Source organism: Zunongwangia sp. HGR-M22 (assembly GCF_027594425.1).
Lineage (GTDB): Bacteria > Bacteroidota > Bacteroidia > Flavobacteriales > Flavobacteriaceae > Zunongwangia.
This window is the reverse complement of sequence record NZ_CP115159.1, coordinates 1,867,572-1,891,627: the sequence shown is the minus strand read 5'-3', so window position 1 is coordinate 1,891,627 and position 24,056 is coordinate 1,867,572. Positions and strand designations below refer to the sequence as shown.

Genomic DNA, 24,056 nt, shown 5'->3' with positions numbered 1-24,056 from the left:
TGCGTAATTTATAGAAAAGGTAATATTTACTTTTGCTATTCACTATTTATCAGTTGAAGAATAAACTAACTTCAAAAGAATTCTGAAGTCATCATTCATTTTTCAACTCCACCCCCACTCCAATTTTCTGTAACAAATATTGGTTATGATCAATCACCAATAAATCATTTTTTTGGCTGAGTTTGGAAAGCATGGCAAATAGCAAATCAATATCGGCATAATGCAAACCGATGCTGGGTTCATCTAAAATCAGCAATTCATTTTCGGTTTTGTTTTGAAACCAATTGAACAATAATAATCGCTGTTTTTCTCCAGATGATAAGGATTTAACAGGTTGTTCTAATCGTAAATGGGCTAAGCCAATTGCTGTTAATTCTTCTAATACATACAGTGTTTTTTCTGAAGCATTTGCAGTTTCTAACCAGTTTTTGGCTTCAGCAATAGTCATTGCTAAAACCTCAGCTATAGTTTTCAAATATAAGGTATGTTTTAAGATATGATCTTGGTAACGCTTTCCGTCGCAAACATCGCAGGTTTCAATGTAATTAGCAGCCACATCTAAACTGGTTTCTACATATCCTGTTCCTTTACAATTAGGGCACTGACTCGTATTTGTTTTATACGAAAAATCTTTCGGTTTCAATCCGCTTTCTTTAGCAAAAAGCGTACTGATTACTTTTAAAATATCCAGGTAGGAAACGATTAATGTTGCATTATGAGCGTGTAGCTTTTTAGGCTCAAAATATTGCGCACTCTTATAAGATTTTGCAGAATCAATTGTTTTGCAATTTACCGGTGTACTTTGCACAATACTCGGAATTAAAATATCCTGTACTAATGTGGTTTTTCCAATTCCGGATTTTCCTGTTATAGCAGTAATTCCGCCAACTGGAATATTTAACGAATCTTTTTCCAGCGTATGCTTTTTTAATTGCTGAATTGAAATTCTTGATTTAGAAGAACGAAATTGTAAACTTTTTTTTGATGCTTTTAAATACGGATGACATTCAGCAGTTTCTAAAAAGGATTTTGGGCTACCTTCAAAAGTTATATCGCCTCCATGTATACCCGCACCCGGGCCAATTTTCACTAAATGATCGGCGGCTAAAACTAAATCTTTATGATGTTCGATTACGATAACCGTATTCCCTTTTGCGACTAAACCATTAAGCAGATTAATTAAATCCGGAATGTTTTGTTCTGATAATCCGGCAGAAGGTTCATCTAATAAATACGTAATTCCTTTTAGCGGACTATTAAGTTGTTTGATTAGCGCAATTCGTTGTTGCTCTCCGCCACTAAGCGTTTTCGATTTTCGATTAAGCTGTAAATGATCGATATGCAGCTGTCTTGCTCGCTCTAAGGTATGGATAAGATGTTCTTGAAGTTTCTCGATCAATTGCCTATCAATTTCATCATTCGGCTGAGCAGTTTTAATCCATTTTTCAAATTCATTAAAATCCATCTTCTTTATTTCAAAGATGGATTTTTGATCTAACTTGATTTCTAAACGCTCAGGTTTTAAACCACTACCTTCACAATGGCTACAAGTGGCGGTCGACAATAAAGCGCGTAAATGATGAATGTTTTTATTTTTTCGAGTCAGAAAATATTCATCCATTAAATACGTAAACAGCCCTTTCCAAAGCATTTTTACCTGCTGTGTACCTTCGCGAGATTTTGTTTTAAAATGCCATTGGGCTTCCCATTCTTTATCAGGTATTCCTTTAAAAATGATGGCTTTTTGGGCTGCATTTAAATCTTTAAAAGGAGTTTGTAAATTGAATCCGTACTCTTTTCCAATTTCATCAACAATTGCCATATACTGCCCTCCTGCTTGACCGTAATAGTACAAAGCTTTGTTATGCTCAAATACTCCTTCGGTGATACTTAAATTGTCATCTCTCACAATTTTAGATAGATCTGGAAGAAGTTCTTCCCCAATTCCGTCGCAAACAGGGCATTTTCCTAATTCATGATTATTAGAAAAATGACTCGCCGACCATTCTTTACCTTGGTATTGTGCTTTACGAGAAAATGCGAAACGCAAACTTTTATCAATATCGGTTTGCTTGGCAATGTCTGATCGGTCTGAAAAATTCTTTTCTTTACGCGTAATACAAATACTTGGCGTTAATCCGTTAATATGAGAAACTTCAAATTGATAATTAACCCCTACTCGATTTTGCTGATAGCTCGAAAATTGTTTGCTCATCTCCTGTAAGCCATAGCCATGTAAGGTATCAATCACTAAAGAAGATTTTCCAGAACCCGAAATCCCGGTTACTACGCTTAATTTTTCTTTTGGTAGATTAATGCTAATATCTTTTAACGCATGGGTTCTGGCTCCTTGGATAGCAATAGTTGTTGTTTCTTCTTTTTCTGGAATCACTGCTTCTTTCTCTTGAATTTCTTCGGAATTAGCAACCCAAACATCACTAGTTAACTGAAATAATTCATGATTCTCGAAACATACAATTCCGGCTGTTTGTTTCTTTAATTGATGTAAAGCATCTAACAATTGCTGTACGTTTAACTGATGCAAACCAATGCTGGGCTCTTCTAGCAGCAACATGGTATTTTTAGCGGTTTTTGAAAAATGCTTGGTCAATTTAATTCGTTGGGCTTCACCCCCCGATAGCGTATTAGAGGGTTGCCCCAATTTAATATAACCTAATCCTAAACTTATCATTAACGATAATACCTCAGCTAATTTTTTTTCTTCTTTAAAAAAACTGTAGCCTTCTGAAATACTCAAATTATAAATTTCAGCAATGTTTTTTTGATGCCAGGTTACTTTCAGAACTTCAGGTTTAAACCGTTTACCATTACAAGTTGGGCAAGTTTGATTGATCGCTCCCATTACACTCATCGATAAGGTAATAACACCCGCGCCTTCGCAACGCTCACAACGTCCTGCTTTATTGTTGAATGAAAAAGAACTTTTAGTGAGTTGTAACGATTTTGCTTCTGTAGTTTTCGCTAATATATCGCGTATTTTATCTGCAATTCCAGTATACGTAGCCGGGTTACTTCGTGGTGTTTTCCCGATAGGTTGATCAGATACCGTTTGTAGCTTTAAAGCTTCATTATCGCAATACGTTTGTAAATGCTGTACAATTGTTTTCGTTTTTCTACTAATTACAGATAATCCGTTTTTTTTAGGTTGAAATTGAGCTTCATCAATAACTTCCTGGCTAGATTTTGCTTCAGTTGATTGGTTTTTCAAAACTCCTAAAGTAGGGCTTGCTGTAGGGATAGATTGAAAAAATTGTTCGGTAGAACCATTGAAGATAATTTCTCCTCCTTCAATTCCGGCTTTTGGCCCTAATTCCACAATCCAGTCCGATTTTTTTATCAAATTCAAATCATGTTCCACCACCATCACCGTATTCGCACGACTAATTAATCGGCGCAAAATATGATACAAATGCTTTTGATAGACTGGTGACAAACCGATAGAAGGTTCATCAAAAACATACAAAATGCCTTGCAAACTACTGTTTACCTGTTTTATCAGTTTAATCCGCTGGCCATCTCCCGAAGAAATTTCCGTACTCGGTGTGCTTAACTGGTAATGATCCATTCCTAATCGAATTAAATCCTGCAGTTGCGTACCTAATTTTTCGACTAATACTTTTTCTCCTCCGTTTAATTTTAGATCTTTCAACCTATCATACAGTTCCTGCAGCGGCAAATCCATCCATTCTTGAAAATTTAAACCTTTCCATTTAAATTTTAGATGTGCTGCTTTTATTCTAGCGCCATGACAACTTGGGCAAACTTTAGAGCTTACAAAACGTAAAATACTTTTATTCCGATCTAACCGAAGTATGTTATTCATGATAGGAAGCATTCCTTTGTAATAGCCTATTTCACGAGGTTTCGCTTTAAAACCTTCCCAACGCAGGCGGGATTCTAAACTATGTTTCCCATAATAAACCTGAATACGATCGCTCCCGTTTAAAATAACATCTTGTTGTTCGGCACTTAAATCTTTCCACGGGATATCAACGCTAAACCCATGTGCGTTACAAACTTTATTCAGTTCTTCAACCGTAATTTGCGAATACACAATATAACCACCCGGCAATGTAGTTACAATAGCGCCTTCCCGCAGTGTTTTCGTCTCATCTCCAATTAATTTATTTAAATCGATATACTCCGCTTCACCTATACCACGACAATATTCACAGGCACCTTCTGGATGATTAAAAGAAAATAGCGATTTGCTCATTTTTTCTGCTGCGGAATAACGAGCGAATAAAATCCTGAAAATTGGGGTTAATTCTGAAAGTGTTCCGAAAGTTGCGTTAAGCGACTGAAATCGTTTTGATTGTTCCACTTTAATCACCGGTAGAAGTTCCTCTATACGATCTACCTCAGCGGTGGGAATTGCCGCTGCGTTTTGTTGATTATACGCCGGTAAACTTTCTAAAAAATACCGGTAGCCTTCGTTACCAATAACATCCATTGCTAATGAAGATTTTCCGGAACCCGATAAACCGGTTATTACGATTAATCGGTTTTCAGGTATTTCTAAAGATATATTTTTTAAATTATTTTGGTAGGCGTTTTGTATGCGCATATAGGGGGTATTTATTCGATAATCGAGTTTAATTGGTTTGAGACTTACCTCGAAATTTGAAATTATTCTTTGATAAATCCTTCATGGAATTTCCTTGAGGTAATTGACTTCGATAAAATCAAATATATAAAGATTTTAAAGGCTTATATAAATCTCTTGTATCTTTAGTTTATTCTCGTAAAACAAGTTATTAGTAAAGTTATTAATCACTGAATTTGCACGTTGATTTTATTCGATAATCGAAATTCAATGTTTTGAGACTCGCCTTTACAGAAGAAGAATTTCTAATAAACGACTTATAGGGCTTGCGCTTAGATTGTACTGCTAAAAAAATCATTTAAAATGATCTTTTAGTGCTTGTTTAGCAGCATTTACGCCACCCATGCCATGAACACCTCCGCCGGGTGGCGTTGAAGAAGAGCAAATATAAACGGAATCATTCGAGGTTTTGTAAGGAGAAATTTTTACTACAGGTCTTGTAAAAAGCTGAGTGATATCTTGCCGGCCTCCATTAATATCGCCACCTACCAAATTAGGATTAAACAATTCGAGTTGTTCAGTATTCATAACCGAACGTTTCAAAATCGTTTTTTTAAAACCCGGAGCTGCTTTTTCAATTTGCTGTTCAATTAATTCGGTACAATCTTTCTTACTTCCATTAGGAACATGACAATACGCCCAGGCAGTATGGTTGTTTTCTGGAGTTCTTGTTGAATCAAAAACAGTTGGTTGTACCAGCAAAACATAGGGATGTTCGGCTATTTTTCCTTCGGAAATCACATGTTCTGAAATTTCTATTTCCTCAGGACTAAATCCGACATGTATCGTTCCTGCCCTTCTGCATTTTTCATTCAAAAAAGGAATAGGTTCATCTAAAGCCCAATCTATTTTAAACACACCAGAACCGTACTTGTAATTTGATAGTCGCTTTCGGTAAGTTTTACTAAAATTCAAACCTTCAATGTCTAAAAGCTGTTTAGGCGTAAGATCGAATAGCTGAATTTTTGAAGATGGAAGCTGTTTAGAACTGGTGATAGTTTTATTTAAAATCAGCTCTCCTCCCAAATCTTTATAATATGCTAGCAAAGCATTAATTAGAGATGACACTCCTTTCTCTGGAAAAGGCCATCCATTTTGGTGCGCCATAATTGTTAATACCAATCCGAAAGATGCTGATGCTAAATTAGTAAGCGGTAATGTAGAATGTGCGGCTGCACCGTAAAACAACGATTTACTTTTTGAATTTTTAAAATAATGATTGGCCAATGTTTTTGCTGGTAGCAATGCATACCTACCAAAATTAATAAATTTTAAAGGATGCGATGGAATGCCTAACGGGCCTAAAATATCATTTGCTATTTTTGGCCAATCTGATACTAAAGTGCCCATCAATTTAGTATATACCACTTCATCTTCTTCAAGACCTTTTGCCGTTTTTTCAACCTCTTTATAACAAGCTACGGCATCACCGTTTTCAAGCGTCTGAACAAAAGGAATGTCCGGAAATATCCATTTTAACCCGTATTTTTCTAATGGTAATTGTTCAAAAAAAGGCGAGCTATATGCCATGGGTAATACCGCAGCACCTATATCGTGCTGAAAGCCAGGTAAGGTTAATTCTCCAGTTTTAGTAGCTCCGCCAGGTTGCGGTTTGGCTTCTATTAATTGTGTTTTTAATCCCTTTTGCTGAAGATATATAGCAGCAGCTATACCATTAGGGCCGCTTCCTATAATTACAGCATCATAATCCTGCATAATGTTTCTTTTTCTGCTTTACTAGATAATCCAGATTTAAATCCTCCAGGTTTACCTCAAAATAAGATATTATTTTCTGATAAATGCCTCATGTAAGTTTTTCGAAGTCATTTATTTAATCTTATTTAAATCTACACGCTGTAAATAATCATCAAACTTCAAAAACCCTCTTTTTTCGGCAATCATATCATGAGTCATGATATAAGTAAAATACGATAATTTGTGCCCAAATTGATCTTTACTAATTAAATCTGAAAATCCACTACCTACCTTGGCAAGTGCTGTAGGCATTTTTATTATTTTACCTCCAATGTGTTTCTTTATCATTTCTGCCATTTCCTCTCGCGTATGAATAGATGGACCACCTATTTCCATAAGCTTAGGAAGATCTAAAAAAGTTGTCATTATATATTTTGCTAAATCCCCGTGATAAATACTATTAGTTTTAGCCTGCCCATCACCTATTAGCGGAATAATTTTTCGTTTCGCCATAATAATTAAATCATTTAGGCCTGAAAAAAAACCTACCGGACGTATAATGGAATAGGCTAAACCCGATTTTTCTAATTCTTCTTCAACCTTTTTGTGCATTCTGGGAATGGTAAACTCTGAAGCACTATCGACTCCCTTCATCGATACATAAAAAAACCTTTTTACATTGTGGTTTTTGGCATCATTTATAACGTTTTTATTCGCTTTATAATCGTTATCGTAAAATGAATTTGGAGTTGGATTGAACAAGCTTATAGATTTACCTAAGGCTGAAACTACGTAATCAATACCGCTTGTAATGTCATGAAGCTTATTTCTTTCTGAACTGGCATCTAAACGCCAAATATCATCGGTATATTCTTTTAATTTTTCAAACCCCTGCTCAGAGCGTGTAAGTGCTCTTACTATAAATCCTCTCTTTATAGATTCTTTTACTAATTGCATTCCTAGTTCTCCGGAAGCTCCCACTATTAAAATTGTTGTTGCCATATTATAGTGATTCCTAAGAAAGTGCGCTTAAAAATCGACACAAGATATACAAAGCAACGATGCAGTCTATAGTATTCTTCCCAAATCATTTATAAAAGTATCGAAATCTATTCTTAAAAACTTGAATTAAATTTTCTCTAGAATTAGTTCAAAATTTTAGTCCAAAAAATTTTTGAAAGCTAATTTTAGCAGTATATATTTGCCTACATAGATTTAATCTAAATAAACATGATAAGCCTAGCCATTGTTTTTTGTTTGTTGGGATGCTGGTGTCACTACAATTTGTCTCCAAAAACAAAGATCGAAAAAGTTACATTTGAAAAAAGCATGGCAGATCGCGTTTGGTTATCAAAAATCACTAGCCTTATATCTTTTTTAATATCTTATTTTCTCATTTATAAGGTATTTGGCTTGGTAAGCGGATTATTAATTTTTATTTGCATTTTGACGTTAATCCTTAGCTTATTGATCTTAGGTAGGCCATTAAGAACTCCAAATCTTGCTATACTTAGCTTATTGTTTATTTTCTGCTTATTTTCTGAAATTTTATTCTAATTATGCCAGCAAATAAAAAATATCTTACTAAATCTTTTCATCAGAAATTTGCCAAGTTAACGGCAGGATTTTTTGGTGGCTATGCAATTTCAGCATTGCTTCATGTCTTGTTAGCCTTTTGGCTTCCCGATCATAAATTAGTCCTAATTACATCAATTTTCACCATATTTTTATTTTGGATGCTTTTATTTATCATACCATATTTATTTGAAAATGGATGGAAAATATGGGGAATATATCTTCTAATTACACTTATTTTATATGTTGGCGTTTATTTTGGTAAACTATACTACCCGATAATCTAATATGGCAAAAAGAAATTACAACGTATTTTTTCATTTACATACTATAAGTGGTATCATAATTAGTGCTGCTTTATTTATCATTTTTTTTTGCGGAGCTTTTGCACTGATTAAAGATGAAATTACCGCATGGGAAAAAGGTGAAAACGTTGACATGGAAATCGCATCAAATATAGATTATGATCGCGCCATGCAAACTTTAGAGAACGAAGGCCTACACTTAACCGGAAGAGATATAAGAATGATTCCTCCAGACGTTAAGCAGAAGATGTTTGTAGGGCTTACCAGCTCTAAAGCAAAGAACGCTAGTGACGAAGACAAGATTGCTACTTATTACAACCTACACACTAGGAAATATAGATTATCCACTTATTACGAATTTTATAGTATTGGTGAACTTATATATCGATTACATTTTTTCCATCAAATTCCAATCTATGGTATTTATATTGCTGGCTTAATCGCTTTCTTTTTCTTGTTAGCGATTATAAGCGGAATCATAGTTCATTGGAAAAAAATAGTCTCTAATTTTTATATTTTTAGACCTACCACAAAACTGAAAACTATTTGGACAGATGCTCATACGGCCTTAGGCGTTATAGGATTACCGTTTCAGTTTATGTTCGCCATTACAAGTTGTTTTCTTTGCTTATCGGCATTGGTCCTTTTACCTATTAATTATGTTTATAATGGCGATCAAGAAGCGGCTTTAGCTGAGCTTCGTCCCATGCAAAAGACGTATGAGTGGAAAGCAGAGGCTACTAAAGAGATACCAAGCCTCAATGATTTTGTTGAAAAAACAAACGAGAAATGGCCAGATTTTGAACCTTCCCAGATTTATATCAAAAACTATGGTGGTACTAATATGAAGTTTCAAATTGACGGGCTTTTAAATTCTAAAAAAGCTTTTCTCGGTCACGGAAGGATAGTGTACGATGTAATGACAAATACTATTACTGAAGAAAAAAATCCAGAAGATCCTGGGTATGCTGAAGTTGTAGAAGTAGCAATTAGAAAACTTCATTTTGGAGATTTTGGCGGCCTATCTCTTAAAATAATCTATTTTGTTTTAGCAATTATTACATGCTTTGTGATTCTAAGCGGTGTTTTAATCTGGCTGGAGGCGAGAGATAAAAAACATATATCAGAAAAGAAGCGAAAGTTTAATAGAGGATTAGGCTATTTCTACATTTCAATTTGTATGAGCCTATACCCTATGACCGCTTTAAGCATACTTGTGGCTAAATATTTACCAAGAAGTTTAGATACTAATCGACAATCTATCCTTTATGCCGTATTTTTTATTGGTTGGTTAATTTTTACGCTGTTCTTCAGTTTAAGAAAGAATAATTACTTAACAACAAAACATACGTTATTACTTGGAAGCATCTTCGGAATTTTCGTTCCTATCATAAACGGAATAACTTCTGGAAACTGGTTGTGGATAATGTATCAAGAAAATCAAACTGCGATACTATTTGTAGATATATTCTGGATCGCAATTTCTTTGATAAGTATTGGTATTCTTATTAGAATGAAAAAGCCAGTATAGCCTTAGAAAAAGATTAAAAAGTGTAGTATAAAAAGACGTATGAGCTACCTACATAATAATTTCTAGCTTCAAATTGAGGTTTAATATCATCTCTCTTTTCAAAATTAAATTGCACACCCAATCTAAAATTGGTATTCAAAATGTACCTCAATTCTAGATCCATCGCCAGATTCACAAATTGATCTGAATCAAGATCCTCATCAAATGGATAATCTCGACTTACCAATCCTAAATCCCCTCCTGCGAGGGCCTGTATCTTATCGTTAAGAAAAACAGTATATATACTTCCACCAATTCCAAACTGTTGATAGTTCACATCACTAAATCTTTCGTAAAAAAGATTTAACTCAATGGGAATAAACAATAATTTATTAGTACCATAACCAGCCTTAAAAACTAAATCTAAGCCATCTGTCGTAAAATCGGGATCTTCAACATTTATCCATTTTTGCTCAGGAATAGGATCTGCTCCCACCGCCGCAAAGAAATAAGAATCATTATTTTTCCTTTTTGGGCCTAAATCATAACATTGGGAAGAGGAATGAAAGCTTACAAAAAGACTTATCAATATAAAAGTAATTTTCAAATCGAAATTGTTAATTAAGAGCCATAAATTTAAATAATTTCGGCAGAATCCGCTTGCTTTTTTTTCGGTATTAAGACTATATTACGTTTCAATTTAATTTGTTGCTTAGCCTTATTTATATTTTGCCAGTCCATTTCATTAACTATCGTAACGCCTATACTTTTAGCCTCATCTACTACCAACCAATCAGGATTTTTTCCTGTAACTAACAAATCAGTATCTTCAGTCATTTTATTTTCGATAATGGCATTACTAGTTTCAAGCTCATTTTTAATTCTGAATTCTCGATCCTTATCTAAATGACCATCAAAAACTACTTTCTTACCTTCAAAATTATTATGCTTCGCATTATTTACTGGTTGCTTTATATTTTCCTCAGAAGAATTGAAATAATTCCAAGCAATAAAAAGTATCGCCATTAGAATTAAAACATATATCGCTAGTAAAATTGAAGCCATCATAAATTCGCTTTAGATAATTTCTACATAATTTCGAAGCAAACTTACATGATTTTAAATCTTTAAAAATTAATTTAAAGAGGTTTTAACGATTTTAGGAATATGTTATTAAATCTAGGGATCTTAAAATGCTATAAAATTTTCTGTACGTTAATCATAACTTAAAAGCTAAGACCGACTTTTATGGCTTTAAGGAAGTAATTAATTTTGTCTAAAAAATTATGAACTTAAGTAATTTAGGAAATACAGATTTAGTGACGCCAAAAATTATCTTCGGAGGAAATGTATTTGGTTGGACTTTAGATGAAAAGGAATCCTTCGCAATGCTCGACGAGCTTCTTGAAAAAGGATATACATGTATAGATACAGCAGATGTATATTCTAGATGGGCAGAAGGCAATTCTGGTGGTGAATCTGAAAAAATCATTGGTAAATGGATGAAAGATCGCGGCGTTAGAGATAAAATTACACTGGCAACCAAAGTAGGTTCTGATATGGGACAAGGCCAAAAAGATATTTCTGAAGAATATATACTAAAAGCAGCTCAAGATTCCTTGAAAAGATTACAAACCGATTATATCGACTTGTACTATACCCACTGGGACGACGATCGTACACCCGTTGAAGAAACTTTGGGAGCCTATCAAAAACTAATTAAAAAAGGACACGTAAAATACATTGGAGCTTCAAATTTGAGTCCGGCGCGATTACGAGATTCTTTAAATGCTTCAAAAAATAAAAATCTACCTAAATATCAAGTATTTCAGCAAGAATATAATTTGATGAATCGTGATAAGGTTGAAGGCGATATTCTTGAATTATGTCAGCAAAATAATGTAAGCATTACCACTTACTTTTCTTTAGCAAGTGGATTTTTAACCGGAAAGTATCGTAGCGAAGATGATCTTGAAGGGCAGAATAGAAAAGATTTTGTAAAAAACTATCTGGACGATCGTGGCAAGAATATTTTGAAATCTTTAGACGAAGTTTCTGAAGAACACGGAATTTCTAACGCCGGCGTGGCTTTAGCATGGATAATTAACAGACCTGGAATTACCGCCGCTATTGCCAGTGCTACAAAATCTTCACATCTAAAAGCTTTTGAAGAGGCTACTTCAGTAAATTTAACTGAAGAGGATATGAATAAACTGAATAAAGCCAGTTCCTAATAATTATTAAATTAAAGATTACAAAGCAATAAAAATAAAAGCCCCGAAATTGGGGCTTTTATCATTATATTTTAGAAATAATTTCTTCCAAAGTAAGACGATCCTGCTCACCGGTTTTCATATTTTTAAGCGTGTATTTTCCTTCTTTCATTTCTTCATCTCCGGCTAAAATAACAAACGGAATATTGCGCTTATTGGCATAATTCATCTGCTTTTTCATTTTCGCAGCATCCGGAAATACTTCGGCGTTAACTCCGTTCGCACGTAATTTATTAACTCCTTTAAAGGAATAAAGTGCTTCTTTTGTTCCGAAGTTTATAAATAAGGCTTTTACATCATCAACAACAGCATCTGGAAATAAATCTAATTCTTCCAAAACCAAATAAATTCTATCTAAACCAAATGAAATCCCTACACCACTTATATTTTTTAGCCCAAAAATTCCCGTAAGATCATCATATCGACCACCGCCACCAATCGATCCCATTTTAACATTTTTGGGTGCCGCAACTTCAAAAATTGCACCGGTATAATAATTTAAACCACGCGCCAAAGTAACATCTAAATCGAGATTCGCAGTTTTTAAAGGGATTTCTGAGATCGCATTTTGAATAAATTCTAGCTCCTCGATTCCTTTAAGACCAACTTCAGAAGTTGCTAATATTGATTTTATTGCTGCAATCTTTTCAGCAAAGCTTCCGTTTAAGCCGAAAATAGGCTTAATTTTCTCGATAGCATCTTCAGCAATACCTTTAGAGAGCATTTCTTTTACCACACCATCTTCACCTATCTTGTCCAGCTTGTCTAGCGCAACTGTAAAATCGACCAATTTATCCTGCTCACCTATTACTTCAGCAAAACCAGATAAAATTTTACGATTATTAATTTTTATAGTAACTCCCTCTAATTTTAACCCTGAAAAAACGGCATCGTACAATTGCACAAACTCCACTTCTTGCCATAAACTATCGCTTCCTACAACATCGGCATCACATTGATAAAATTCTCTAAACCTGCCTTTTTGTGGACGATCGGCACGCCAAACAGGCTGAATTTGATAGCGTTTAAACGGAAAATCAATTTCATTTTGATGCTGTACAACGAAACGCGCAAATGGTACGGTTAAATCGTATCTTAATGCTTTTTCTGAAATAGAAGGTGTTAGCTTTAAACTGTCTTGATTGGTTAAAGCACTCTTGTCAGCTTTCTTTAAAAAGTCTCCAGAGTTAAGAATTTTAAAAATTAGACGATCGCCTTCATCTCCATACTTTCCCATCAGGGTTTCAGAATTTTCAAAACTTGGTGTTTCGATCGCTCGAAATCCAAATTTTTTAAATTCTCTTTTTATGGTATCGAAAATAAAATTTCGTTTTGCCACTTCCTGCGGAGTAAAATCTCTAGTTCCTTTTGGTATTGAAGGTTTTTGTGCCATAAAATCAATCTATCTTCAGGAGAAATCCTGTATTCTTTCAGTTCAAAAATATATTATTCAAATTAGTTAAAATAGGCTGCTATATTTGCTTTGCAGACCATTTTATCGGCTGCAAATATCTTAAATTTTGTTCGAACCTAAACAATTTTCAAATTTTAAGTAACATTATTCCTAAAATTGAGTCTAACTTATAGTGACTGAAATTTCAAAATATGTTTGCACTCATACGCGAGAACATCAATATCGCTTTCGATTCGATTAAGGGTCAACTTTTAAGAACCATTCTAACTGTACTCATTATCGCCATAGGGATAACCGCTTTGGTGGGAATACTTAGTGCCGTTGGCGCTTTAGAGAATACCATTAGCGGAAATTTTGCGTCTATGGGCGCTAATACATTTAATATTCAGCGCTACAATTACACTTCACAACGCGGCGACGAAGTAAATAAAATAAATCCAGTGATTACCTATAGGGAAGTTAAAAGCTTTAAGGATAATTACCAATTTCCTCTTACCACTACTGCGATTAGCTTTACCGGAACCACTGCTGCGGAAATTAAATGGGAAAACGAAAAAACAGATCCTGAAATAAATGTACTGGGAGTTAACGAAAATTACATAATCAACTCGGGACTTTCAGTCGAAAGAGGACGTGAATTTAACTATTTTGATATTCAGAATAATAGCAATGTAGCCGTAGTAGGCGCAGATTTTGCTAAAGATAACGGACTTTTTAATGGTGCAGATCCTATCGACAAAACTATAAGCGTTAGAGGTGCAAAATTTAAAATTATTGGGATATTAGAATCTAAAGGATCTACATTTGGTAATAATGAAGATTTAAGAGTTCTTATACCCATTCAGCATGCAAGATCTATATTCACTAATCCCGGGATTAATTACAACCTTAGTATTAAAGTTGAAGATAAGCAAGTTTTAGATGCTGCACAGGATGAAGCTATCTTAACCTTTAGAAATATTAGAAAATTAAATCCAATAGAACCAAATAATTTTGGGCTAGAAAGAAGCGATAGCCTGCTAAACGAAATCGCAGAAATGTCTGGCTATTTGAACATGGCAGCATGGATTATTAGCCTGGTAACCATATTTGGATCTTCTATTGCGCTGATGAACATAATGCTGGTTAGTGTTACCGAAAGAACTCGGGAAATTGGTGTTCGTAAAGCACTTGGTGCAAAGAAAAATACAATTGCCGCCCAATTTTTTATGGAAACTTTAATTATTGGTCAATTTGGCGGAATTTTGGGCATAATTTTAGGAATCTTGATTGGTATGGCCGTTTCGGCCGGAGTAGGTTTCGATTTTACAACGCCTTGGTTAGCGATGTTTTGGGCTGTGGTTGTCACCCTTCTTACCGCGCTATTTTCAGGATTATATCCTGCAATTAAAGCCTCAAAACAAGATCCTATAGAATCGCTTCGATACGAATAGAGAGAAAATAAAATATCTTAATCTTTCTTCGGAAAAGAATACATTCAAATATCAAGTTTAGTCAAGCCCTATTTAGGCTTGACTTAACACGCAAAATTTTTCCGAAAAATCAAAATCAACCCTTTACGATACCAGCAAAATATTGGTATAACTCACCTTTTGTGATACTCGCTCCTTGTTTTATTAATGCGAAAATATCCTTATTACGATCATCACTCATCGCTTTAGTTGATGTATAAATGTTTACAGCATCATCCATCAAATTAGCTCTAAGCCAATTGTATCCCTCTCGCGTGGTAATATCAATTGCTTCATTTTCAATTTTGACAGCTATTAAGTTAATGGTAGCTGTCGTTATTTGAAATAAAAACAATTGCTGTTTTGAAAAATGCTCTAAAAACTCAACTTTATTTAAAACACCTTCCCAGATAAGATCACTAAAAACATCGATTTCTTTTTCAGCAACATCAGGTTTATTAGTTTTTATATCTTTCCACTCATCGGCTGTGATAGATTGCGTGGCAAGAAAATTGATAAATTCTTGGTGCATTTCTTCCAGCTGCTCTCTTGTAAGTCTTGCATATTTCATAATAAAAAATTTAACTATAAAAAAAGCCCACTCACAGAGTAGGCTTTTTAAAAATTATATAGGCTTCTTAAGCTTCTCCTACAACATCAAATGATAGTGTAGAAATTACCTCACGATGAAAACGTAAAGTTGCATCGTATTGTCCTAATCTTTTAATATTTCCACCAGCAATACTGATGTATTTTTTGTCGATCTCAACACCTTCTTTAGCTAAAGCATCAGCTAAATCTGCATTAGTGATAGATCCAAACAATTTGTCTCCAGCACCAGATTTAGCAGTAATTTTAATATCAACTCCGTTAAGCTTCTCAGCTTGTTTCTTAGCTTCGTCGATATGCTTTTGCTCTTTATAAGCTCTTTGTTTAAGAGTTTCAGCTAAAACTTTCTTAGCTGATGGAGTTGCTAATTCTGCGAAGCCTTGTGGGATTAAAAAGTTACGACCATAACCATTCTTCACAGCTACGACATCGTCTTTAAACCCTAAATTATCTACGTCTTTTTTAAGTATCAATTCCATAATTGCTTCTTTTTATTTTAATAAATCACCAACGTATGGCATTAATGCTAAATGACGTGCACGTTTAACAGCAACAGCCACTTTTCTTTGGTATTTTAAAGAAGTACCTGTTAAACGACGAGGAAGTAATTTACCTTGTTCGTTTACAAAACTCATTAAAAAGTTTGGATCTTTATAATCGATGTATTTAATACCCGATCTTTTAAATCTACAGTACTTTTTAGTTTTAGTAGTTTCTATATTAAGAGGAGTAAGATATCTAATCTCACCGTCTTTTTTTCCTTTTGCTTGTTGTTCAATAGATGTAGCCATACTTACGCTTTTTCTTGGATTCTTTTTCTTCTTTTCTCAGCCCAGGCAATAGCATGCTTATCTAACTTCACAGTTAAATAACGCATCATACGCTCATCTCTTCTAAAAGCAAGCTCTAAAGGTTCGATTACCTCTCCTGGTGCTTTAAATTCAAATAAGTGATAAAAACCACTTTTTTTGTGCTGAATTGCGTAAGCTAATTTTTTTAGCCCCCAATCCTCTTTTGATACCATCTCAGCTCCTTTAGAAACAAGAAATTCTTCGTATTTCTTAACTGTTTCCTTTATCTGCTCATCAGATAAAACGGGATTCAAGATGAAAACAGTTTCATAATGATTCATAAAAATATATTTTATTAAAATTGGCTGCAAAAATAGAACTATTTTTTATAATTCACAAGCAAAATTTAACTAGTTAAAAATAGGCTTTTGATCGATGAAATTTAATCCAATCTTGTCTATTTCAATTTTAATCCATAATATTGTTAAAAGTAATAGCAACAAAGAACTGTGGAAGATATTTTGTTAAAGTGTGCAGTGGTGGATGATTCAAGTCTTCAGAGATTATCTATTGTTAAGATGATAAAGGATCACCCTAACCTTACTTTGGTGGCAGAGTACAATAATGCTATCGAAACTAAGAATGGCCTTTTAGACAATGAGATCGATCTAATATTTTTAGATATAGAAATGCCAATCTTGTCTGGTTTTGAGCTTCTTGACGACCTCCCTAATAAACCACAAATTGTTTTTGTTACCGGCAAAACCAAATACGCCTATAAAGCTTTTGATTATAGCGCAGTAGACTACTTACAAAAGCCTGTTAGTAAGGAGCGCTTTAATAATGCTACAACTAAGGCATTGAACATGTACAAGCTTAAAACACAGGCTGTACTCCCTGAAGATGATGACTATATTTTTGTAAAAAGCAATCTTAAAAATCGTAAAGTATTTCTAAATCGCTTAAAATATATACAGGCTCTTGGTGACTATGTAAAATTTGTTACCGAAGAAGATAATTTTGTAGTACTGGCTACAATGAAATCTTTTGAGAAAGAATTACCTTCAGAGAAATTTCTAAGAACGCACAAATCCTATATTGTGAATTTAGAAAAAGTAGAACGTTATAATAGCAAGACCATAGAAATTGCTGGTGAAAAATTACCATTAAGCCGCCATAAGAAAAATAACCTTGTAGAAGCTTTAGCTAGTAAAGCTTAGTAATTTTAACTCTTCTCTTATTTTAGATATTATTGAAAGCTTATATAATTCAACACTTAAACTGGGTCAACATTTACAATAACTCTCACGCTTCGATACGCACCTATTGAATTAAAACTTACAAGGATCTTATTTAAAACTGCTTTCGTTTTTCCCAAAGATTGATTTTGTGGAATTTTAAGCATAATATTTTTATAATACTCGTTTCGAATTCTTGCTACTGGTGGAAACTCGGGGCCTAATACATGTTGTTTAAACACATTTTGCATAGCTTTTGCAATCCAATCGGCAGCATCATTGGTTTTGCTAAAATCACGAGACTTTAAACTTAAACGCACTAATCTATAATAAGGTGGATATTTGTAATTATAACGCTCCTGCAACTGTTCTTTATACATGCTCGTATAATCGTTTGTAGAAACTTGCTGTATAATTTGATGATGCGGATTATAACTTTGTATTAATACCTTCCCGCGTTTTTTTGTTCTGCCTGCCCTTCCCGAGACCTGAAGCATTAATTGAAAACTCCGCTCGTGCGCTCTAAAATCTGGGAAATTAAGAAGATTATCGGCATTCATCACTCCTACCAGATTTACATTTCTAAAATCTAATCCCTTGGTAAGCATTTGTGTTCCAACCAAAATATCAATCTCTAAATCTTCAAAAGCAGTAATAATTTTTTCATAACCGTATTTACCGCGGGTAGAATCCTGATCCATTCTACCTATCTTATGATCAGGAAACAAAGCTTTCAATTCTGTTTCGATCTGTTCCGTTCCAAAACCTTTAGTGGAAACATCATCACTGTGACAGGCCATACAACGCTGCTGCATGGCGATGTGATAACCACAATAATGACATCTTAATTGATTGCTTTGACTATGATACGTTAAGCTTACATCACAATTTGGACATTGCGGTGAATGTCCGCAGGTATTGCATTCTAATATTGGTGAAAAACCTCTTCTATTCTGAAATAAAATTACTTGCTCTCCTTCAGCCAGGGACGCTTCTATTTCTTTAAGTAGGCGATCAGAAAAATGCCCGGTCATCCGTTTTTTCCGATGTTTCTCTTTAATATCAACGATCTCAATTTCCGGCATCATTACATTTCCAAATCGTCTTAATAATTCAGCGAAACCGTATTTATCATGTTCAGCATTAAAATAAGACTCTAATGATGGCGTAGCAGACCCCAACAAAGTTTTTGCCTTGAACTGATTAGCTAAAACTATAGCAGCATCTCTTGCATGATAACGAGGAGCGGGATCATATTGCTTAAAAGTAGCTTCATGTTCTTCATCTACTACAATTATGCCCAATTTTTGAAACGGAAGAAAAATAGCCGATCTTGCTCCAATTACTACTTTAGCATCATCTGTTGCATTCAATACATTTTGGTAAACCTCTACCCTCTCGTTCATTGAATATTTACTGTGATAAATCAAAACTTTGTCACCAAAATATGCTTGTAAACGATTTATAAGTTGTGTGGTAAGTGCAATCTCTGGCAATAAATAAAGTGCCTGTTGTCCTTTATTAAGAACTTCTTCTATTAGTTTAAAATAAATTTCTGTTTTTCCGCTAGAGGTTACACCGTGCAATAAACAAACGGTTTTTTCTTCAAACGATGCCTTAATTTGCCCAAAAGCTTTCTCCTGAAATTCGTTAAATTGAATGTAATTTCTTGTAACTTCACCACCAAAACCTACACGATCTTCGTTGATGTAATATTCCTGAAAAATATTTTTCTTCAATAGACTTTTTAAAACTGAAGAAGTTGTTCCTGAAATTTTCAGCAATTCTTTTGCCTTAATTGGTTTAGTGCTTTTCGCTTTTAGGCTGAAATAACTTAAAACGACTTCTCGCTGTTTGTGTGCTCTAGATAATTCATCTAACAGCGCATGCATAGCATCTTCAGATTCGTGATTTTCGTGTAGTTTTATATATCGAACTCGCTTCGGTTTATATTGCTCATAGATTTCCTGACTAAGCACTACGATATCTTTAGCCATTAAGCGGTTAAGAACGGGCAACACCGTTTTCTTATCTAACAAGGCTTCAACCTCTTTAATCTTTAAAGAAGATTGATTTTGCAATGCTTCAACCACCAAAAATTCATCATCTTTAAGCTCAGAATCATCAATTATGGCATCTTTTTTAAGTTGAACTATACTTTCACTTTCTAAAATAAAAGCTCCAGGAAGCGCAGCTCGCATAACTTCGCCTTCAGTACACATATAATAAGATGCTATCCAACTCCAAAATTTCAACTGTTGTTGAGTTGCCAGTGGTTGTTCATCCAAAATCTGACTAATAGGTTTTGCCTCGTAAACTTTCGGGTCGCGATCATGCACTTCAGCAATAATTCCTGTGTAGATTTTAGATTTTCCAAATGGTACGGCCACTCGCATGCCTTCCTGCAAAAAAGAAGCTTCTTCAATAGAAATGCTGTAGGTAAACCTATTATCTAAAGGTAAAGGTAAAATGACATCTACAAAGTTTGGCATACACTATACTTATCTAAATAAGGTAAAAATAAAAACCATTCTCGATTAAAGAATGGTTTTAAAGTTTTTTTAATTTTTTGAGTTATTCTGCCCGATCCCAGGTCATTGTTTTAAAAAAGAAAGCTACATAACCGCGAACATTAAGTTTGTCTGGTTGGTCCTCATCAACCCAAATTTTTACTTTATAAACTTTACCTGATTTGGGATTTATAATTTCTCCTCCAGAATATTCATCGCCGTCCTTGTGCAGACCATGCATAAGCTGTAAGCCTTCAATTGGTTTGTCTTTTAGATCTCCTTCGCATTCGGTACAAATCTTATCGCGATCTTCTTCTTTAATTATTCTCACTACCTTGCCGCAGACTTCACCATCATCCTTCTGATAAATTCTTACAATAGAATTCACTTTACCATCATGATTAGTACATTTCCATTTTCCAAAAATGCCTTCTTGTGCGTTTAGATTGGCTCCAAAAGCCCAAATTAATACGGAAAATAGAATATATTTCTTCATGTTTTTTTTATTGTCCTAACATTGCTTCTTTAAGATCGTCTTCTGCTGGTTTTTTAGAAAGCCAGATTCCAAACAATGCTTTCTTGAAAGCAATTCCTTTAATAGTTCCTTTTTCTTTGCCGTTTTTGTAAGAGATTACACCTTCACCAGGAATGTAAACTAAGTCAAATACATCGTTTTTCTTAATCTCGTCACTAAAAAAACTTTGAAATCTTTTTATTTCAGCTTCGATGGGCGCTGTTTTGCCGTCGGTGGCATTTTCAAAACCTTCGTTTACCGCGTCGATCATTTTATCACTTGTAATTAATTTGGATACGATATGCAGTTTGATAGCCATCGGCTTATCTGCATTCATTATTTTTTCGGCTTCACTATTTTTATCTGTTAAATAAAGTCCACCCGCATATAAATCGATCCAAAATTTTTCTCGAACTCCCGCCCCATTTAAATTAAGGGTTTCTCCTTTAAATTCAACCTTAGCCGGTAATTCTACACCACCCACTTTTTTTTGTGCACTCATTACTGTTAATGAGCATACGGCAACCAAAAGTAAAACGTACTTTTTCATTTTTCTGTATTATTAAGTTAAATAATATTTTAAAATTTTTTCTTCAATTTTAATAAAGAGGCATTAAGCTCGAACCCCAATAGAAGAATATTAGCATTTAACCAAATATACACCATTAATATTAACAATGCTCCAATAGAACCGTACAATTCGTTATAATTTGAAAAATTTTCAATGTATAATCCAAATAAAAATGAGGTTAACATAATTAGAATTGTCGTAAAAAATGCTCCTACTGAAAAAAATCTTGCCTGCCTTGCTTCTTTAGTTCCGAAGTAATATAAAGTGGCGACCGCAATATAAATAAGCACTACAAAGGCCAAATATTTTACAACGACAGTACCCGACTCATTGTTTGCTATTAATCCATATTCGCTTAAATCTTCTATCGCATAAGTAGCGTATACCATTACTATAACAGTAATTAGCAAAAGAAATGCCAAAATTAGTGACACTCCAATCGCAACTATATATTGCTTAACTAACGATCTTTTTAGTTTGGTATGATATGAAAATTCAAATCCTGTAAAAATTGCATTTACGCCATTTGTCATTAAAAAAATAGATAATATAAATGAAAATGACAATAATCCACCACGCGGATTATTAGCTATATCAGCAAAAATATCACCAAAATAGTCTTGCGTTTCTGGTGGTAATAAAGAATCCATAAATAGTAAAAACTTAATCCTAAAATCATCTATAAGATTAATTTCTTCTACATAAGGAATAAGGTTAAAAATAAACAATAAGAAAGGGAAAAGAGCCATAAAAAAACTAAAAGCAATAGCACTAGCTCGTGTTGAAAACGTGCCCTGTACAATTCCGCTAGAATAAATATCCCAAAGGTGATAGAGCGATAAACCATCTGTACCAGGCAAAATGATTTTACTCGATTTTTTCTCCCACCAATTTGAAATATCATCTACTTTAGTTGTAATCTGCTCTCCTATAGACATACATTACATAGCTTTTAAGCTAAGATCCATATTATAAACCGAATGTGTTAATGCACCACTAGAAATATAATCTACGCCACATTCAGCATACTTTCTTGCAGTTTCCAAAGTAATGCCGCCACTAGATTCTGTTAAGCATTGATTACTTATAAAATTGACTGCTTTTTTGGTCTCATCATAATTAAAATTATCAATCAAAATTCGATAAACTCCACCTTCATTTAAAATCTCTTCAATTTCCTGCATATCTCTAGCTTCTACGATAATTTTAAGGTCAAGATTGTTCGTTTCCAGGTATCTTTTTGTTTTCTGTATAGCTTTTGCAATTCCTCCTGCAAAATCAATATGATTATCTTTAAGCATAATCATATCGTACAACGCGAAACGGTGGTTTTCACCTCCGCCTATCTTAACTGCCCATTTTTCTAAAGCTCTAATGCCGGGTGTTGTCTTTCTGGTATCCAAAATTTTTGTTCCCGTACCTTCCAGCTTATCTACAAATTCTTTCGTTTTGGTGGCAATGGCACTCATACGCTGCATAGCATTCAGCACCAATCGTTCAGCTTTTAAAATAGACTGCGAACTTGCTTCAACATAAAAAGCAATATCTCCCTTTTTTACTTTCTCACCATCCTTTATTTTAATATCTAATTTCGCTTCAGGATCAACATAAGCAAAGACTTTTTTAGCAAAATCAACACCGGCAAGAATGCCATTATCTTTTACCAGTAGTTTCGCTTTTCCTTGTGCTTCTGCCGGAATGCAAGCAAGAGAACTATGATCGCCATCGCCAACATCTTCGCGAATGGCGTTGCTAATTATTAATTCAATTTCTTTTTCAAATTGTGCTGCTGAGATCATTTGCAATACTTATTTTTGTAAATGTAGGAAAGTCTGCGCTAAATATACCGAATGACGATAAAATTACTCTGCATAGGAAAAACCGATAGTAAGGAATTACAAAACCTTATAGAGGTCTATCTAAAACGGCTTCAGTTTTATACGAAGTTTGACATCGATATTATTCCCGATCTCAAAAAAGCAAAGAATCTAGACGAAAATCAGCAAAAAGTAAAAGAAGGAGAATTGATTCTGAACAGAGTGCAAACTTCAGATTTTTTAGTATTATTGGATGAAAACGGAAAACAATTTTCTTCGGAAGCTTTTTCAGAATATCTTCAGAAAAGAATGAATAGCGGCCTTAAACAACTCATTTTTGTTATTGGCGGGCCTTATGGATTCTCTGAAGCAATATACCAACGCGCCAATGGTAAAATCTCTTTATCGAAAATGACATTTTCCCACCAAATGGTGCGACTTTTTATTACTGAACAAATTTACCGAGGATTTACCATACTTAAAAACGAACCTTATCATCATAGATAATTAACAATGGAATTAGTATTTGCAACGCACAATAAGAATAAATTTAAAGAAATTGAAGCCATGCTTCCTGAGCATATCACATTATTATCTTTAGATGATATTGGATGTACTGAAGATATTGCTGAAACGGCCGATACCATAGATGGAAATGCCATTTTAAAAGCTGAATATGTTAGGCATCGTTACGGTTACAACTGCTTTGCCGATGATACAGGTCTGGAAGTTGAAGCGCTGGCTGGTGCGCCAGGAGTATATTCGGCAAGATATGCCGGTGAACAAAAAGACGATAAAGCTAACATAAAAAAATTGTTAGAGCAACTTGAAAACAAAGAATCTAGAAAGGCACGTTTTAAAACAGTTATTGCTTTAAATTTAAAAGATAACGAAAATCTTTTTACAGGCATTTGTAAAGGGCACATTACAGAAACTGCTAGCGGTGCAAAAGGATTTGGATATGATCCAGTTTTTAGACCCGAAGGCTATGATCGCACATTTGCCGAAATGGAAATGCAGGAAAAAGCTAAAATTAGTCATCGCGGAAAAGCTTTTAGTGAGTTAATAGACTACCTATCAAAATAAAGTATGAATTAAAAAGATTAATGTGATAAGCTGTAAACTAATACGTACATTTGCAGCTTATTAAATTTTA

General features: G+C 34.2%; 22 protein-coding genes. 7 read left to right on the top strand and 15 right to left on the bottom strand.

The features are described from left to right. Nucleotides 1–91: 91 nt before the first annotated feature. The 3 genes from PBT91_RS08190 to PBT91_RS08180 all read right to left on the bottom strand — a co-directional run bounded on the left by PBT91_RS08190 (nucleotide 92) and on the right by PBT91_RS08180 (nucleotide 7,324). Nucleotides 92–4,588, bottom strand: coding sequence for an ATP-binding cassette domain-containing protein (locus PBT91_RS08190; RefSeq protein WP_270061295.1), 4,497 nt, complete (start codon nucleotides 4,586–4,588; stop codon nucleotides 92–94). 333 nt (nucleotides 4,589–4,921) lie between these two features. Continuing rightward, nucleotides 4,922–6,343 carry a phytoene desaturase family protein gene (locus tag PBT91_RS08185; RefSeq protein WP_270061294.1) on the bottom strand — a complete coding sequence of 474 codons (1,422 nt, stop codon included), beginning with the start codon at nucleotides 6,341–6,343 and terminating at the stop codon, nucleotides 4,922–4,924. Between the two features lie 111 nt (nucleotides 6,344–6,454). After that, complete coding sequence (locus PBT91_RS08180; RefSeq protein WP_270061293.1) at nucleotides 6,455–7,324, bottom strand: NAD(P)H-binding protein; 870 nt, start codon at nucleotides 7,322–7,324, stop codon at nucleotides 6,455–6,457. 557 nt (nucleotides 7,325–7,881) lie between these two features. Here PBT91_RS08180 and PBT91_RS08175 point away from each other — a divergent pair. Further along, nucleotides 7,882–8,184 (top strand): hypothetical protein, encoded by a 303-nt coding sequence (locus tag PBT91_RS08175; protein WP_270061292.1) that lies wholly within the window; start codon nucleotides 7,882–7,884, stop codon nucleotides 8,182–8,184. Between the two features lies 1 nt (nucleotide 8,185). After that, a complete protein-coding gene (locus tag PBT91_RS08170) occupies nucleotides 8,186–9,733 on the top strand; it encodes a PepSY-associated TM helix domain-containing protein (protein WP_270061291.1) in 1,548 nt (515 codons plus the stop codon). A gap of 13 nt (nucleotides 9,734–9,746) precedes the next feature. On the opposite strand, the gene PBT91_RS08165 is transcribed toward PBT91_RS08170, so the two are convergent. Together PBT91_RS08165 and PBT91_RS08160 are read right to left on the bottom strand one after the other, a co-directional pair. Then, entirely contained in the window at nucleotides 9,747–10,319 is a 573-nt protein-coding gene (locus tag PBT91_RS08165; RefSeq protein ID WP_270061290.1) for a hypothetical protein, read from the bottom strand. 29 nt (nucleotides 10,320–10,348) lie between these two features. Beyond that, on the bottom strand, nucleotides 10,349–10,780 hold the full coding sequence (locus tag PBT91_RS08160; protein WP_270061289.1) for a BRCT domain-containing protein: 432 nt from the start codon (nucleotides 10,778–10,780) through the stop codon (nucleotides 10,349–10,351). Nucleotides 10,781–10,998: 218 nt separating this feature from the next. Between PBT91_RS08160 and PBT91_RS08155 the strand changes: the two genes are divergently transcribed. Beyond that, on the top strand, nucleotides 10,999–11,946 hold the full coding sequence (locus PBT91_RS08155) for an aldo/keto reductase (RefSeq protein WP_270061288.1): 948 nt from the start codon (nucleotides 10,999–11,001) through the stop codon (nucleotides 11,944–11,946). 64 nt (nucleotides 11,947–12,010) lie between these two features. Here the strand turns inward: PBT91_RS08155 and hisS are convergent, their stop codons facing one another. Further along, nucleotides 12,011–13,378, bottom strand: a complete 1,368-nt coding sequence (hisS, locus tag PBT91_RS08150; protein ID WP_270061287.1) for a histidine--tRNA ligase — start codon at nucleotides 13,376–13,378, stop codon at nucleotides 12,011–12,013. Between the two features lie 212 nt (nucleotides 13,379–13,590). Between hisS and PBT91_RS08145 the strand changes: the two genes are divergently transcribed. Next, nucleotides 13,591–14,832, top strand: coding sequence for an ABC transporter permease (locus tag PBT91_RS08145; protein WP_270061286.1), 1,242 nt, complete (start codon nucleotides 13,591–13,593; stop codon nucleotides 14,830–14,832). Nucleotides 14,833–14,947: 115 nt separating this feature from the next. Here the strand turns inward: PBT91_RS08145 and PBT91_RS08140 are convergent, their stop codons facing one another. The 4 genes from PBT91_RS08140 to rpsF form a co-directional block, all read right to left on the bottom strand. Further along, the gene (locus PBT91_RS08140) at nucleotides 14,948–15,421 is read right to left on the bottom strand and encodes a DUF6495 family protein (RefSeq protein ID WP_270061285.1); all 474 of its coding nucleotides are present in this window, start codon (nucleotides 15,419–15,421) and stop codon (nucleotides 14,948–14,950) included. A 67-nt stretch (nucleotides 15,422–15,488) separates the two neighbouring features. Further along, on the bottom strand, nucleotides 15,489–15,938 hold the full coding sequence (rplI, locus tag PBT91_RS08135; protein WP_270061284.1) for a 50S ribosomal protein L9: 450 nt from the start codon (nucleotides 15,936–15,938) through the stop codon (nucleotides 15,489–15,491). 12 nt (nucleotides 15,939–15,950) lie between these two features. Then, nucleotides 15,951–16,250 (bottom strand): 30S ribosomal protein S18, encoded by a 300-nt coding sequence (rpsR, locus tag PBT91_RS08130; RefSeq protein WP_270061283.1) that lies wholly within the window; start codon nucleotides 16,248–16,250, stop codon nucleotides 15,951–15,953. Nucleotides 16,251–16,252: 2 nt separating this feature from the next. Beyond that, complete coding sequence (rpsF, locus tag PBT91_RS08125; RefSeq protein ID WP_270061282.1) at nucleotides 16,253–16,591, bottom strand: 30S ribosomal protein S6; 339 nt, start codon at nucleotides 16,589–16,591, stop codon at nucleotides 16,253–16,255. 168 nt (nucleotides 16,592–16,759) lie between these two features. Between rpsF and PBT91_RS08120 the strand changes: the two genes are divergently transcribed. Continuing rightward, nucleotides 16,760–17,470: a LytR/AlgR family response regulator transcription factor gene (locus PBT91_RS08120; RefSeq protein ID WP_270061281.1), complete on the top strand. Its 711-nt coding sequence runs from the start codon at nucleotides 16,760–16,762 to the stop codon at nucleotides 17,468–17,470. A gap of 56 nt (nucleotides 17,471–17,526) precedes the next feature. Here the strand turns inward: PBT91_RS08120 and priA are convergent, their stop codons facing one another. The 5 genes from priA to nadC all read right to left on the bottom strand — a co-directional run bounded on the left by priA (nucleotide 17,527) and on the right by nadC (nucleotide 22,882). Then, the gene (gene priA / locus PBT91_RS08115; RefSeq protein ID WP_270061280.1) at nucleotides 17,527–19,980 is read right to left on the bottom strand and encodes a replication restart helicase PriA; all 2,454 of its coding nucleotides are present in this window, start codon (nucleotides 19,978–19,980) and stop codon (nucleotides 17,527–17,529) included. An 82-nt stretch (nucleotides 19,981–20,062) separates the two neighbouring features. After that, on the bottom strand, nucleotides 20,063–20,494 hold the full coding sequence (locus tag PBT91_RS08110; RefSeq protein ID WP_270061279.1) for a DUF2147 domain-containing protein: 432 nt from the start codon (nucleotides 20,492–20,494) through the stop codon (nucleotides 20,063–20,065). Between the two features lie 7 nt (nucleotides 20,495–20,501). Continuing rightward, the gene (locus PBT91_RS08105; RefSeq protein WP_270061278.1) at nucleotides 20,502–21,062 is read right to left on the bottom strand and encodes a chalcone isomerase family protein; all 561 of its coding nucleotides are present in this window, start codon (nucleotides 21,060–21,062) and stop codon (nucleotides 20,502–20,504) included. Between the two features lie 29 nt (nucleotides 21,063–21,091). Beyond that, nucleotides 21,092–22,021, bottom strand: a complete 930-nt coding sequence (locus tag PBT91_RS08100; RefSeq protein ID WP_270061277.1) for a YihY/virulence factor BrkB family protein — start codon at nucleotides 22,019–22,021, stop codon at nucleotides 21,092–21,094. A 3-nt stretch (nucleotides 22,022–22,024) separates the two neighbouring features. Next, nucleotides 22,025–22,882: a carboxylating nicotinate-nucleotide diphosphorylase gene (gene nadC / locus PBT91_RS08095; RefSeq protein ID WP_270061276.1), complete on the bottom strand. Its 858-nt coding sequence runs from the start codon at nucleotides 22,880–22,882 to the stop codon at nucleotides 22,025–22,027. Nucleotides 22,883–22,933: 51 nt separating this feature from the next. Between nadC and rlmH the strand changes: the two genes are divergently transcribed. Together rlmH and PBT91_RS08085 are read left to right on the top strand one after the other, a co-directional pair. Next, nucleotides 22,934–23,407: a 23S rRNA (pseudouridine(1915)-N(3))-methyltransferase RlmH gene (gene rlmH / locus PBT91_RS08090; protein WP_270061275.1), complete on the top strand. Its 474-nt coding sequence runs from the start codon at nucleotides 22,934–22,936 to the stop codon at nucleotides 23,405–23,407. A gap of 6 nt (nucleotides 23,408–23,413) precedes the next feature. After that, entirely contained in the window at nucleotides 23,414–23,986 is a 573-nt protein-coding gene (locus PBT91_RS08085; protein ID WP_270061274.1) for a non-canonical purine NTP diphosphatase, read from the top strand. Nucleotides 23,987–24,056: the final 70 nt, after the last annotated feature.